Below are 13,918 nucleotides of genomic sequence, written 5' to 3' on the forward strand. Positions count from 1 at the left end.
GTAACGTCGTTCGGTGTACCACCACCAGATAGTTCAGTTTGGGTTCTTGACCCGCAAGCTAGACACTGTTTTAGTCTCAGATTTAAAAGGTGGTGAGCCTTTCTCTTCTTTGCCCCATGCCTTTAGGCTGGGGTTGGTGACGTATCTCACCCGATGTTAACTCCGCAAAACTGCGAATTGTGTCTACAACCTAAAGTTGACACACATTTGGTGCGCCTTCATTCAAAAATAACACAAAATTTAATACAGGCAAGCAGAACGCGCGATCGTAAGTCCCAAGCCTTTACACAGCAAATATTCCCCAATCTAAAATCTAAAATCTAAAATCGGATGGTTTGCCGATCGCCAGCCCGGCCAACCACGCTGTAGTCCAGGCACTTTGGAAGTTGAAACCGCCCGTCACGCCGTCGATATCCAAGATTTCGCCCGCAAAGAAAAGTCCGGGACAGCGGCGGCTTTCCATTGTCTTAAAATCGACTTCTCTGAGGTTGACACCGCCGCAGGTGACGAATTCTTCTTTAAATGCGCCTTTTCCGGCAATCTGATATTCGCCTTGAACGAGTTCTTGCAGGAGGCGATCGAGGGTTTTGTTAGATAAGTCGGCCCAGCGTTTTTGCTCATCAATGCCGATCGAACTTGTCAAGCGTTCCCAGAGGCGGCGCGGCACCGGAAACGGACAGCTAGAGACAATCAATCGGTGCGACAACTGCGACTTAACTGCTAGCAGTTGCTGCCGCAAAACTTCCGCATTGTACTGGGGAAGCCAATTAATCAGCACAGATGTTTTATAATGGCGATCGTGCAAAAATCTCGCACCCCAAGCCGAAAGTTTGAGTACAGCAGGCCCGCTTAAACCCCAGTGAGTAATTAGCAAAGGCCCGCTTTGTTCTAATTTAGCTCCCGGCAATTTCACCTTAGCATTAGGAACAGAAATTCCGGCTAAATCTTTGATTCTGCTGTCGGAAATATTAAAAGTAAATAGAGAAGGAACGGGCTGTTCTACAGTATTACCTAACTCTTTTGCCCACTTAAAACCCGCCGGATTGCTGCCTGTAGCGAGAAGAATGCGATCGCACTTAAAACTCTCCCCCGACTTCAACTCAATTTCAAACCTAGGGGCGGTGTCCCCCTGTTCGCCCTCTGCGGTGTTGCCCGTTAATTTCTTTACTGAAACTACTGCATCGCCGGTGCGAATTTTTACGCCTGCATCCTCAGCCGCCCGGATCAAACAGTTAACAATTGTCTCCGAATCGTCGGTGATCGGAAACATTCGCCCGTCTTCTTCTGTTTTCAACTTCACACCGTGACCTGCAAACCATTCTACAGTATCGCGGGGTTGAAATCGAGTAAAAGCACCGCGCAGAGCTTTCCCTCCTCTGGGGTAATTCTGCACTAAAACACCAGGGTCAAAACAAGCGTGAGTCACATTGCAGCGCCCGCCGCCAGAGATGCGAACTTTTGCCAGGAGTTGCCGGCCAGCTTCTAGTAAAGTGACGCGGGCCTGCGGGTAGGTTTTGGCACAGGTAATTGCACTAAAAAAACCCGCAGCACCGCCGCCGATAACTGTAATTTTGAGCATTCGATCGGACAAATTTTTTCTCGCTTATTCTGGTTCAAAATCGGATTTTGCCGCCCCGCAAGTGGGACAAACCCAATCGTCGGGGATATCTTCAAAGGGTGTACCGGGAGCTATGCCTCCGTCGGGGTCGCCTAGTTCTGGATCGTAGACGTAATTGCAAACTGTACAAACGTATTTTTGCATTTGCTTAACTCAATTTTATATTGCAAGCTTATAGATTGTAGTTGACAACGCAACCTAATGCAATATAGCAATCCTTGCAGGAGTCGTAAATTTTTTACCCCACCCCAACCCTCCCCGATGCCTTGGGGAGGGAGTAAGAAATTCACAAATGATTTAGGATTGCTATATCACTTTCAAAAAGTAATGAGAATTGCGGTAATTTCCAAGTCTTTACGAATTAAGTTTGGCACCCTTTTTTAATCTAATATCATGTCCGATCAATTAACCATAATATCCCGGTCGGGGCGGGTTTTTTAGATAGTCAATTATTGGCAGGTATTGTTGGTGAACCCGCCCCTACAAAAATCGTGGTTGCTCGACCGGACATGATATAAAATCTAAAATCTAAAATCTAAAATCTAAAATCGTCAAAGCCTCTAGAAGCACAGTTCTAGAGGCGGGATTTTATTTTTTATTAGTTTACTGCGATTGGAAGACTAGACTTTCGCTAAAGGCTTACCCCAAACGCCACTTTCATCTTCTTCGTACTGCTGGTGAATGGCGTCCCAAGCGGTGTGTTCCGCTTGTATCGAGTCGTTGGTTTCGTCAAATGCGGCGTTGTAGGATTCGATAAAGGTTTTTTGAGCGGCTTCCGACAGGTGCGATCGCACTTCTGGAGACAAGTCTGCCGGACTATTGCAGCGACCTTTGACGGCGCGCGGCAGCGTCATTTCGCTAACTGAAACTTCTTGGCCACCTGCACTTTCTAGCAAGAGTTGAAATTCGCCCGAACGATCGGCGGCGACTTCTGCCATCACGAGAAATTCGCCAGCTTCAACACGGGTTTGATAGATTGTTGCTTTGTCTTCGGGCATTCCCAAAGCGACTAAAGCGGAAACTAGACCCGCACCGGCCGAACCTGCGATCGCCCCGCTAGCTGCACCCAACAGTGCAGCACCCAGCGGGCCCGCCGAGACTACTGTACCGACAAAGGGAATAAACAGCATACCGACGCCAGTTAGCAAACCCAAAAAAGAACCGAATAAGGAACCAAAAATCGCCCCGCTTCGCAGACCGCCTAAAATTACATCTTTTTTAGTAATAAAGCCGGCAATTTTAGTTTTAGATTGGAAGTTTTTTCCCATTACTGAGATGTGGTCCCGGGAAACTCCGCGATCGAGCAACCGCCGAATTACACCGTCTAATTGTTCTTCTTCCTTAAATACGGCTGAAACTGTGCGTTCGGCTAAATATTCCTCGGTCATTTTACCTCCTTGATGGTTTGTCGATTACTTGTGCTGGTTTTCAGTATAGGAGGACACCGCAGGGCGATCGCATCGACCGCGAGATAGAGGTCGATCGACTGTGGCTAGATTGAGTCTATATCAAAGGAGTTAAAGAGGCTGGTAGTTTCCGATGCGATCGGTTATTTCAAGCTTTTATTCATATCTAATGTACTCAGCTAAAAATACCAATTGATTTATCATTTCTTCGGCTGATTTAGCAGCAATCAAGTTGAAAAACCCCCGCAACTGATCGCCAATCGAGTACCGCTGTTGCACTCCCATAATAATTCCAGCATGACCGATATCTTTGGCAATAAAGGTACTGTGCAAACGACAAAAATCTTTAGTGTTGAAACTGTATATGGCACGCCCTTGCTCCGCTGCCCAGATCAGTTGTTCCTCATCTGAACAGCTAAGCTTGTTAGCGTCCGAGGTAGTTATCACGTCTACACCAGAAGTTCGCAGAGCGAGTATCAGCGAGCGTTGGAGAATATCCTCATCCATGTATAAACAAATTCTGCTCACGATAGCTTACCTGCCATATATTCTGCTTCCAAACGGTCATACTCTTCGTAGTAAGCTGCTATTTCGGCGTCCGTTGCTTCCTTGTTCGCGTAATAGTAAGTGAGCGCTGCATAAATTTGTGCTAAAGTCAAATGCGGTCTTTCATCAATGATTTGCTGTGGAGTCATCCCGGCATTAAAATCAATAGCAATATTCTGTACCGTAATTCTAGTTCCTGCAATTCGCGGGCTACCGCCGCAGGTTCCGGGCGTGCGGACAATTAGCGTTCCTATATCAACGGCAGTTGTCATATTTACCTCGATTGAGTTAACTTTATTTTATTGTAACGCAGCTTCATTTCTACCCGATCGCATTTATCAAGGTTAATCAATGCCACTAGCACCCCTGTTTCCTGTCGTTCATCCCATTCTCAAATCTGCTTTTCCCAGATGTCTGTGGACGGGAGATATCAACAGCCGAGAAATTGCCCTAACAGTTGACGACGGCCCGCACCGGCAGCACACACCTCAACTGTTAAAAGTTTTGGATAAATATGACATAAAAGCTAGTTTTTTCTGGCTGGGATTTTGCGTTGACAGGCATCCAGAAACGGCTAAGGAAGTTTGCGATCGCGGACACTGGATCGGCCTCCACGGCTACCAGCATATATCGTTTCCCAAACTCAAAACCCACGAACTCAAACAAAGTTTAGAAGACACGCAAAAAGCAATTGCCCAAGCTTGCGATTTAGACCCAAAATTAATCCGGGACGTGCGGCCGCCCAACGGCATTTTTACCCCACGAACATTAGAGTTATTGCAACAGTGGGAATATCGCCCTATAATGTGGAGTGTCGTCCCGGAAGATTGGGTGCGACCGGGGGTTAAGAAAGTTATTAGTCGCGTCGTGCAGCAAACTGAAAACGGCTCAATAATTGTACTGCACGACGGCTATTGCGGTGGCGAAGATGTTGCAGCTTCTGCTGATAAAATAATTCCATTGCTTTTGTATAAAGGTTACAAATTTGTGACAGTCGATCGACTGTGGCAACAAGCAAACATTCAAGTAAAACCAAATTAAATCCATGAACAAAAAAACACTGTTTCTAGCATCTCTTTGTTTGGCGACCGCGGGATGGGCGATCGAGCTTTCTCCTGCTTCCCTGAGTGCTGAAACTCCACTTGTAGTGCAGCAGCCAGACCGTCGCGTATCCGCGCCTGCAGCCAACTCGAAAACCCCTCAAGTCGAACTGCTAAATCCGGGAGTGGAACCCCGACAGCAACTGCGTTTAAAGCCAGCTATCGATGTCAAACAAACGACAGTTATGACCGTAAAAATGGATATGGAAATATCCACATCGGGTCGGTCCTCGCCTGCGGCTAAAATTCCTGTATCGGTGATGACTTTCGAGACAAAAGTCACTAAAATTGATCCCAACGGCGATATTCACTACGAGTTTGCTTATACTAACGCAGATATCACCGGCGATACTGGAAATATCCCGCCAGCCGCCCGAGATGCCATGCGTTCCACACTCAAAAGCATAGTCGGAGTGAAAGGCTCTTTCATCATGGACAATCGCGGTTTTCATAAAGGAGGTGACATTATTTTGCCCGAAGGATCTGACAACAACCTCAAACAAATGGTTGGACAAATGTCTAAATCTCTAGAGCAACTGGCCTCGCCGCTGCCTGCAGAAGCAGTCGGAAAAGGAGCCAAATGGCGCGTTTCTTCTTCCTCTAATGTCATTGGCATGAATGTGAATGACATTGTTACCTATGAATTGGCTAGCTGGCAAGATGGAGTTGCCTCTCTGAATGTAAGTATAGAGCAGCAAGCAAACCCTCAAAATATTACCTCTCCCCAACTGCCTCCGGGAACTACCTTAACCCTAAAATCTTTGGCTTCTCAGGGTCGGGGAGCAGCCACAATGCGCTTGGATAGATTAATGCCTTTTCGGTCTACTGCGTCTGTTAGTTCAAATAGCGAAATGAGTGCTAAAAATGCTGGCAGTTCTGAAGAATTAACAATCACAACAAAAATGGTGATGGAGATGACTTTAGAGTCGAAGTAAGCTTTATTATACCAACTCTAAAAAGTAGGGACACCGCCATGCTGTGTCCCTGGTCGCAGCTAATTTTTTAAGAAATGGTATTAAATCGGGCTAATATACCTAATATTATGTAACTTTTCCGAAACTTTCGATCGCCAATTTGCAAGTAGAGGAGTCTGTTCTATGGTTCGATCGCACAAACGTCAAGGTATCATCGGTTTAGTGGTAGCCTTGGGGATAATCATCGGCAATTTAGTATTTCCGGGCCTGAATGTAGCGCCGGCATTTGCTGAAGCCAAATTTAAGGATGTTAACGACCATTGGGCGCAAGCTTGCATTGAGGAGTTAGCAGAGAAAAAAATTATCAGTGGCTACTACGAAGACGGCACTTTTCGCCCGAATCGCCCAGTCAGCCGCGCTGAGTTTGCGGCGATGGTTCGCAGGGCTTTTCCCGATGCCAAAACCGTCCGCAATCCGATCGACTTTGCAGATATTCCTACAAATTACTGGGGTTTTAAAGCAATTCGAGAAGCTTATCAGACGGGTTTTATGTCCGGTTACAGTGGCAGTATCTTTAACCCGACTTTGAATATAACCCGCTGGCAGGCTTTGGTTGCTTTAAGCAGCGGCTTGAAATATACACCTGCGGGGTCGGCGGCTGAGATTTTGGATGCGACTTTTGAAGATGCGCGGGAAATTCCCGAACTCGCAAGAAATGCGATCGCGGCCGCCACAGAAAAACAACTTGTGGTCAATTATCCGGCTGTTAAAAAGCTAGAACCTACACGCAATGCTACTCGCGCCGAAGTAGCCACTTTTTTCTGTCAGGCGATCGCCAAACCCGGCCAAACTGCCTTAGTTCCTGCGGAATATATCGCCCAAGTTCCCGCGGATATCGGCCCGCCGAGAACAACAGAAATCTCGGAATCGGGGAAAGTTCGGGCGGAAGTTTCTTTCGTAAAAGAAGCTGAAAATGCTAAAAATATCCGCCTCAAAATTATCCGCAACGGTCAAAGTTTATTAGAAGAACCAGTGCTGATTCCGACTCGTTCTCTAGTAGACAATCCCGACAAAAAAGCCAGCGAAGAAGTATCTGAAGGGCGTTTGTTATCGCTGCGAATCCGCGATTTGGACGGCGACAAGGAACCGGAAGTGCTGGCAGATTTAGTGTCAATCAACAGCGGCGTCCGCTGCTGCAATTATTCGTTTATTTACCGCTACGACTCGGCAGCTAAAAAATACACTCATATCAAGCATTTCTGGGGCAATGTAACTTACGAAATGGTCGATTTTGGCAAAAATGATATCCCCGAGTTCAAGAGTGAGGACTGGCGATTTTCCGAGGCTTTTACAAATTATGCTGATTCTCGCTTCCCGCTGCAAGTTTGGCAGTACCGCCAAGGTAAAATGCAAGATGTTACCAAGCAGTATCCGGTGGAAGTATACACGAATTCTGCTGAGCTTTGGCTGGAATCTAACAAGCGTGTGAGTGAAGATGGGGAGGTGAAAGGGGTGTTGGCGGCTTTCATGGCTAGCAAGTATGTCATGGGCCAGGATGCGGAAGGTTGGCAGTTGTTGGAGAGGGTTTATCAAGGACGCGATCGCACTCAATTCTTTGGGAAGTTGCGCGAGTTTTTGGTGAGCACGGGTTATGCGAGTAAGTAGATTTGGAGGTTTTTAACCGCAGATTAAGGCGGATTAACGCGGATTAACGCGGATAGTATCTCTAGGGGTGGGTTTTACCAATAATATCTAATTCCCACTAACAATCTCAATAAACTCGCTCCCATACAACGGATAAACCAGGTCAATTTTTACTTCGATACTAATCCCAAAAATGTACATGATGATTTACCGCTTTGTGGGGGCGGGTTTATTTAAATCTTTAGTTACAGCCACGTATTTTTGGTGTAAGCCGCTCTTACAGATACCTGGAAAGTTGAGATTGCGATTTCAATCGCCGAGTTATCTCAAATAATTTGCCACCTAAGTTTAGTATTATATTTCCCGATCCTACCGTAAAATATATACTTTTTACCAGCTCAATTTTCTATTCAAATATCTATCTAATTTCTGCCCATATATTAGTTTAAACAAAGTAAATTTACTAACAAGGTGTGAAGAAATACAAAAAACTGTTGCTGTTTTAGATCCTGAGCTAAAATAAATATAAAATATCACACATTAAATCACTTAAAATGGTATATCCACCTGCACCTTGGAATCTGCAAGGTTATGCTGTTGGGAGTTTACAATTGGTAGATGTGGCACGAGTACGCCCCTTGGTTCCCTCTGAGTTAGAAATTGTCTCTTTATTGCCGGGGAAAACGCTAGGTGGCATTTATATATCCTCCTACGGGTTGGGTTCGGTGATGGAGTACAATGAGTTAATTGTAGTTAGCGCGATCGCCCATTATGCTGGAAAATGGGGTCCTTGGATTTCCCATATTTACGTAGACAATCCTAACTCCGTAGCCGGCGGGCGCGAAATTTGGGGGCTTCCTAAAGAATTAGCTCAATTTAGTTGGGAAGGTAGCCATTCGTTAAAGGCAGCACCGCTAGGCTACCGCGTCACAGTTCGCCAAGAAAAACGTCCACTGTGCAGCCTCAATTACAGCCAGCAAAGTTTAGCCTTACCGCTGCCTTTGAGCGGAAAAGTTTTCAGCGCTGACCGCAGCAATTTGCTGTTGTTTAAAGGAAAATTTGAGTCTCGCATCGGTTTGATTAAAGGCGAATTAGAAGTGGCAGAAGAAAGTCCTTTTGCCAGTTTAAACTTAGGTCAGCCCTTGCTAACAGTTGCCTGCGAAGATATGCGTTTAACAGTCAGTGCGCCCGCAGTTGTGGGAAACAGATTCGTTGAATTCAGTTATTAACTGTCAAGTGCGGATCTTCATCGTAAACCTAAAAAAACACAACAGCCAGAAACCCGGTTTCTTGAAGAAGCCGGGTTTCTCGCGCGGGGTATTAGTTTGAGCTACTTACTAATCTTTTTGAGGACTTACGCATCAAAGGGCTAAAAACCCGGTTTCTTCCAAGATGCCTCGTTACTGCACCCAATATTCTCCGAGAAACGGGCTTTTTTTTCGTAAGTCCTATTTTTAAATGCCAGCCCCGGGAGCGGCTTCAGCACCCATTTCTAAAACTGTACCGCGAAGGTAATCAATTTGCTGCTGAAAGTCCAGCCCCTGAAGCTTGCCTAATAAAGCTTTTCCTGCGTCAGGAAGTTGATAGTCTGGAGGCACGGGAATAATAGTTCCTTCGTCCATTCCTACTGCTAGGAAATACCAAAAAGCCAGTTTGGTTTCAGGACTCATCGAGCCGTACATCCGGCTGATTTCAGTATTGGCTTTTGAGGCAATGTCGCGCATTACTTGTAGTTGTTCTTCGTGGGGCAGCGGTTTGACTTGCTCGAACAAACCCTGAGCGATGTCGGAACCGGAAGCACCCGGAGCCGCTTGGGTTATTGACTTGCCAATTTCGGTGTAAACAAACCACAGCACACCTAATTGGTCGTCTACACTCAAGCTCTGAATATCTGCTTTTCCTTGGTCGTAAGCACTGGCAGTAGTAAATGTCATTCAAGCCTCCAAAATAATATGTATTGCTCAGTTTTCTTATTTTTGAGAAAACTTTTGTTTGCTACTTAAGTTAAAGTACCTAATAAATAGTGATGCTAGGATCTTGCTTAAGGCTGATTTGATCCCCGACTTAAGTTCGGGGAGTAAATTGACCAAAAGTGGGTAAATTTGCAACTAAAGGATGAGGGAAATTTGATAAGATTGTTGTTAACTGTGCTCCCGATTAGCATTGTTTAGCCGATCGACGATCGCCTATAATTGCAACAGACCTGTATTTAGGTGCGTGTTATGTCGATCGCAACTACAAAACGCTTCACCATAGCGGAATATCATCGCCTGACAGAACTGGGGTTCTTTGGTGAGGACGCTCGAGTTGAGTTAATCAAGGGAGAACTTGTAAACATGGCTGCTAAAGGTACTGCTCACTCTGTTTGCGAGACACGCTTGGAACGCGAGTTATTTAAGCTGCTGGGAGAAAGCGCGACACTGCGAGGGCAACAACCGATTATTCTGCCGGATGACAGCGAACCAGAACCCGATCGCGCGATCGTGCAAAATCGCCCTGATGACTATCTATCCTCTCACCCCACAACGGCGGATATATTGTTACTGATTGAGATTGCGGATTCTTCTTTGAGTTACGACAAACAGGTCAAGTTGCCCCTTTATGCTGAAGCGGGTATCTCTGACTATTGGATCTTTAACTTATTAGAAACTTGTTTGGAATGTTACAGCGATCCTTATCAGAATTCGCAAGGCAAATTTGGTTATCGCGTCAAGAGAATTTTTCTGTCTAACGAGACAGTTGCCCTCCCTAATTTTGAGGATTTGTCCCTAGATTTATCTAAAGTATTTCCTCCTAATTTGATCGGCGATCAGTAATCCCACCTCAAAAAAACGGTGTTGCATAATTGTGGGATGATTTTGATTGTTTTGTGGGATGGGCGTCCCGCCCGTCCGGTGTATTTTATGTTGTGGGATGGGCGTCCCGCCCGTCCGGTGTATTTTATGTTGTGGGATGGGCGTCCCGCCCGTCCGGTGTATTTTATGTTGTGGGATGGGCGTCCCGCCCGTCCGGTGTATTTTCCGGGCAGGCGTCCCCCTTACCCCACAAGATTCCGGGCAGACGGGACGCCTACCCCACAAGATTCCGGGCAGGCGGGACGCCTACCCCACAAGAATCATCCTCAAATTGTGCAACGTTTCAGTCAAAGAAAATAGGCTGGCTTTTTGCCAACCTAGAATCAGGAGAAAGTTAATTGAAACTCGTTTAAAGTCTAGCTAAACAAACCCGAAATCCCGCCTACTGCTATTGCTCCAGCCAACGCCGAAACAACCACTGAAGTCAGAGCCGTACCAAACAGCCACCAAGCTGCCGCTGCTGCGGCTTCGCGCGCATCTTCTGCTTGCTGCTTGGTCTTGTTCTTGAGCTGTTTAATGCGTTTTTTGGCTTCATTTTGCAGGCGTTCCGCACGCAATAAAACGGTGTCCCGGGCTCCTTCGATCTGGTCAACAATTCGGTGAGCGTCAGTCTCGGAAATATCGGAACGAGAACTCAGCAGGGCAACTAAAGTACCGCGATCGAACTCACCTAAACGCTCCTTAATCGCGTCAAATCCGGCCTGCGGGTCGTCAAACACTTTGCGGAAGTCCCGCTTGATGCCTTCGTAGTTGAGCTCTGGTCGATCGAGCGAATTGAGGTAATCCCGAATTTTCGCGAAAATACCATCGATTGCTGACTGCAACTTGTCCTGAACCATTTGAACTTGTTCGACAATTTGGTTGCGGACAGATTCAATTTGGTCGGCAATTTTGTTGGCTTCCTCGGACGAGATGTCTTCCCGCTGCGACAGCAGGGCTACGAGCGTATCCCGATCAAAGTGCTTCAGGCGATCGCCCAAACTTTGCATCCCTATTCCCGGCTCGCTAAACAGCAACTGCAAATCGCGTTTGATGCCTTCAGGATTGAGTGCTTCCTTGTCCGTATTCCGCAAGTAATTTTCCAAACTTCCTTGGAAATCCCGGACTGTTTTTTGAGCGCGAGAGGCCAAGCGGCGGGGCGATTTCACGATGCTGCGAATCGAATCTTGCAGGCGATCGATCGTCCGATTGATCTGTTCTTCGCTCAAATCTTCCCGCTGCGAAAGCAGCTTCACCAAAGTTTCGCGATCGACCTGAGAAAGTCTTTCCCGAAGTGCCAAAGCACCCTCTTTCGGATTTTCCAACAATTTGGTCAAATCCCGACTGATACCTTCTGGATCGAGTTCTTCCAGGTTAGTATTCCGCAGGTACTCGCCAATTTTTGCAGTAACTTCCTCGTACTGCTCCTTAGCTTTATCTGCAACTATTTGCGGCGCGTGGATAATGTTGTCGCGCACAGATTCGATCCGGTCAATCGCCTGATTTATTTGTTCTTCGCTGAGGTCTTGACGCTGTGACAGCAACTGCACCAGCGTATCGCGGTCGAATTGATACAAGCGTTCTCTCAACGCTTTAAATCCGGCTTCCGGGTCACTTAACAGCGTTTGAAACTCGCGCTCGATAGCTTCAGGATTGAGTTCTTCCTTATTAGTATTGCGGAGATAGTCTTCTACCTTTTGCCGCAATTCTTGCGCTTTCGACTTCGCTTGCTCTTGCAATTCTTGAGCTCTAGAAATCACGCGATCGCGCGAACTTTCGAGCCGCCCGATTAACTGATCGGCTTCCTCTGGACTGAAATCTTCCCGCTGACCCAGCAACTGCACCAAAGTATCGCGGTTAAACTGCGACAGGCGATCGCGCAAAGCCTCAAAACCAGCATCCCGATCTTCCAAAAGCGCTTGGAAATCCCGCTCGATACCTTCAGGATTCAATTCTTCCTTGCCGGTCGATCGCAAATAATTCTCAATCCGGCTGCGCAAATCTTGAGACTGTTCTTCACCAGCAGCAGCTTGCACAATCTCCAACACTTCTTGGCGGACAGCTTGAAGCTGTTCGCCAATTTCCGTTACCTGTTCCGGAGCAAACCCCTCGCGGCGGCTGAGAATCCCTACAAAATAATCGGGATTAAACAGCTCTAACTGGCGCAAAACTGCTCCCGGAGAAGCTTCCGGGTCGTAAATAACATCCCTAAATTCTTGCTTGATTGTCTCTCTATTTAAGTGCCAAGGTTGGGTATTCAGCAAGTAGTTTTCCACATCAGCCTTAGCTGTATTGAAAGGCAGCGCAGGCACTTTGTCGCCCACCTTAGAAGCCAAAGACTTAGCTTGTTGGGTCCCTTTGGCTGTCAGTTGCTGCAACTGACCAGAGATTTTTTCAACATCTAAATCAGACAAATCCGTCCGCGACAAAACAGTGCCCACAAGAGCTTCCACACCCAACTGCATCGCTCGCTTCATGCCGCCTGAGCCGGATTCCGATTTCTTTTCCCTACTTTCTAGAATTTGAGACAGCTTGGCGTTGAGTTCGTCCGACTTCAGCAAATCGGGAGCCGCAAACTTGAGAAAATCAATCAACTCTAAATTCGGGTCTTTCTGCTCTTGTTGTTGGCCGAATGTTTGCTTCCAAACCGCTTCGAGTTGGTCGGCAACTTGATTTATTTCCTCTTGAGAAAAGTCTGTGCGACTCTTAATCAAATCCACAAAAGTCTGGCGGTTAACATTCTTCAGAACATCGCTTCCCGCAAGAGGTTTGATATCGACATCGCCCAGCAACTTTTCAAATTGACCGCGAATTTCCTTAACATCTAGCTTCGGTAACTGCAAAGAACCCACATAATCTTGTAGTGTTTCGCGAATGCTGTCCGGGTCTACAGCCGAACTCAACTCGCGGCGGACAGCGGCAACAGATGCCTCTACAGTATTGACCATTTGGTCGCTGGCCATCTTGCCGCCGATCGCTGCACCCGCAGTACCCATGACGCCTTGAACGCCAGAAAAAGCAGTTTTTATCAAGGAACCGATCATAGAACCGACGGCGCTAGAACCGAGCCACACCAGGGTTAAAAAGTACGCAGCCCAGATGACCACACCAATAATTGCCGCTCCGTCTACGCTGGCAATTGAAGTTAGTTTGACTGCCAGAAAACAAGCCAAAAATAAAGCCAGGTTAACTGTGACTAAAACCCAACCCCCGACTAAACCTTCGATTTTCCGAACTTTACGGCCTAAAGTTTCGGACTCATCATCATCGTCATCGTCGGGTAAAGCCTCGTCCCAATTTGAGATTTTGGCGGCGATCGAGAAATTTGTTAACAGGAATTGGAAGCCGAAAGCCATAATGACTCCGGCGATTAAGGCTACGAAAAACTGAGGGCTTAAAAACATCAGCCCTCCGATATAGGGGTGGTCAAATGGCACATCTATTTCTACTGGCATTTGGGAAATATTGAGTTTGGGACTGTACAGCGACATTAATAACTCGCTTTCTAACATAAATTACCTCCTACATTTTTATGCCTAGTTAGGCATAGCAAAACTTGACCCCAATTTTCTTGATAGGGGATTTTGTAATCTTTAGATGGTGGTTTGTTTTGGTCAGGCTTAATCTTACGGAAGCCTTTATTAGTGACATTGGGATGAGTAGTAAATCAGTTCTTTAGTGATCTCATCCTTACTGCTTATTATGGCTGTGGAAGGGAAAAAATAAATCCGTCTAAAGTCAGAAATTAGTTTTTATGCGACTGGTAGCAGCAGAGTTCGCATAAAAGCGGCAAGTTTGAGGCGGGGGGCGATCGCTACCCATTATCAATAGTAGACCTCTTGCAAAAATAACTAGG

The 13,918-nt window shown here is 46.5% G+C and carries 13 protein-coding genes; 6 read left to right on the forward strand and 7 right to left on the reverse strand.

Features of this window, described 5'->3' with window-relative positions:
• Positions 1 to 313: 313 nt before the first annotated feature.
• From ACUVJL_RS25400 to ACUVJL_RS25420, 5 genes are all read right to left on the reverse strand, one after another.
• Positions 314 to 1,579 carry an NAD(P)/FAD-dependent oxidoreductase gene (locus ACUVJL_RS25400; RefSeq protein WP_445248372.1) on the reverse strand — a complete coding sequence of 422 codons (1,266 nt, stop codon included), beginning with the start codon at positions 1,577 to 1,579 and terminating at the stop codon, positions 314 to 316.
• A 24-nt stretch (positions 1,580 to 1,603) separates the two neighbouring features.
• Positions 1,604 to 1,762, reverse strand: a complete 159-nt coding sequence (gene rd / locus ACUVJL_RS25405) for a rubredoxin (protein ID WP_333234489.1) — start codon at positions 1,760 to 1,762, stop codon at positions 1,604 to 1,606.
• Positions 1,763 to 2,238: 476 nt separating this feature from the next.
• Entirely contained in the window at positions 2,239 to 3,006 is a 768-nt protein-coding gene (locus ACUVJL_RS25410) for a ChaB family protein (protein WP_445248373.1), read from the reverse strand.
• 174 nt (positions 3,007 to 3,180) lie between these two features.
• Positions 3,181 to 3,552 (reverse strand): DUF5615 family PIN-like protein, encoded by a 372-nt coding sequence (locus ACUVJL_RS25415; protein WP_445248374.1) that lies wholly within the window; start codon positions 3,550 to 3,552, stop codon positions 3,181 to 3,183.
• The gene (locus tag ACUVJL_RS25420; protein WP_445248375.1) at positions 3,549 to 3,842 is read right to left on the reverse strand and encodes a DUF433 domain-containing protein; all 294 of its coding nucleotides are present in this window, start codon (positions 3,840 to 3,842) and stop codon (positions 3,549 to 3,551) included. Before ACUVJL_RS25420 ends, ACUVJL_RS25415 begins: the two co-directional genes overlap by 4 nt.
• Positions 3,843 to 3,921: 79 nt before the next feature.
• On the opposite strand from ACUVJL_RS25420, the gene ACUVJL_RS25425 reads away from it, so the two are divergent.
• The 4 genes from ACUVJL_RS25425 (at position 3,922) to ACUVJL_RS25440 (ending at position 8,457) form a co-directional block, all read left to right on the forward strand.
• Positions 3,922 to 4,611: a polysaccharide deacetylase family protein gene (locus ACUVJL_RS25425; RefSeq protein WP_445248376.1), complete on the forward strand. Its 690-nt coding sequence runs from the start codon at positions 3,922 to 3,924 to the stop codon at positions 4,609 to 4,611.
• A gap of 4 nt (positions 4,612 to 4,615) precedes the next feature.
• Positions 4,616 to 5,605, forward strand: a complete 990-nt coding sequence (locus ACUVJL_RS25430; protein ID WP_445248377.1) for a DUF6263 family protein — start codon at positions 4,616 to 4,618, stop codon at positions 5,603 to 5,605.
• Between the two features lie 162 nt (positions 5,606 to 5,767).
• Complete coding sequence (locus tag ACUVJL_RS25435; protein ID WP_445248378.1) at positions 5,768 to 7,249, forward strand: S-layer homology domain-containing protein; 1,482 nt, start codon at positions 5,768 to 5,770, stop codon at positions 7,247 to 7,249.
• 533 nt (positions 7,250 to 7,782) lie between these two features.
• On the forward strand, positions 7,783 to 8,457 hold the full coding sequence (locus tag ACUVJL_RS25440; protein WP_445248379.1) for an acetoacetate decarboxylase family protein: 675 nt from the start codon (positions 7,783 to 7,785) through the stop codon (positions 8,455 to 8,457).
• Between the two features lie 225 nt (positions 8,458 to 8,682).
• On the opposite strand, the gene ACUVJL_RS25445 is transcribed toward ACUVJL_RS25440, so the two are convergent.
• Complete coding sequence (locus tag ACUVJL_RS25445; protein WP_445248380.1) at positions 8,683 to 9,162, reverse strand: orange carotenoid protein N-terminal domain-containing protein; 480 nt, start codon at positions 9,160 to 9,162, stop codon at positions 8,683 to 8,685.
• A 288-nt stretch (positions 9,163 to 9,450) separates the two neighbouring features.
• Between ACUVJL_RS25445 and ACUVJL_RS25450 the strand changes: the two genes are divergently transcribed.
• Together ACUVJL_RS25450 and ACUVJL_RS25455 are read left to right on the forward strand one after the other, a co-directional pair.
• On the forward strand, positions 9,451 to 10,044 hold the full coding sequence (locus ACUVJL_RS25450; RefSeq protein ID WP_445248381.1) for a Uma2 family endonuclease: 594 nt from the start codon (positions 9,451 to 9,453) through the stop codon (positions 10,042 to 10,044).
• A 36-nt stretch (positions 10,045 to 10,080) separates the two neighbouring features.
• Entirely contained in the window at positions 10,081 to 10,383 is a 303-nt protein-coding gene (locus tag ACUVJL_RS25455) for a hypothetical protein (RefSeq protein ID WP_445248382.1), read from the forward strand.
• Positions 10,384 to 10,439: 56 nt separating this feature from the next.
• Here the strand turns inward: ACUVJL_RS25455 and ACUVJL_RS25460 are convergent, their stop codons facing one another.
• Positions 10,440 to 13,574, reverse strand: coding sequence for an MFS transporter (locus ACUVJL_RS25460; protein WP_445248383.1), 3,135 nt, complete (start codon positions 13,572 to 13,574; stop codon positions 10,440 to 10,442).
• Positions 13,575 to 13,918 lie beyond the last annotated feature (344 nt).

The sequence above is a fragment of the Microcoleus sp. OTE_8_concoct_300 genome (genome assembly GCF_031383065.1).
Taxonomy (GTDB): Bacteria; Cyanobacteriota; Cyanobacteriia; order Cyanobacteriales; family Microcoleaceae; genus Microcoleus.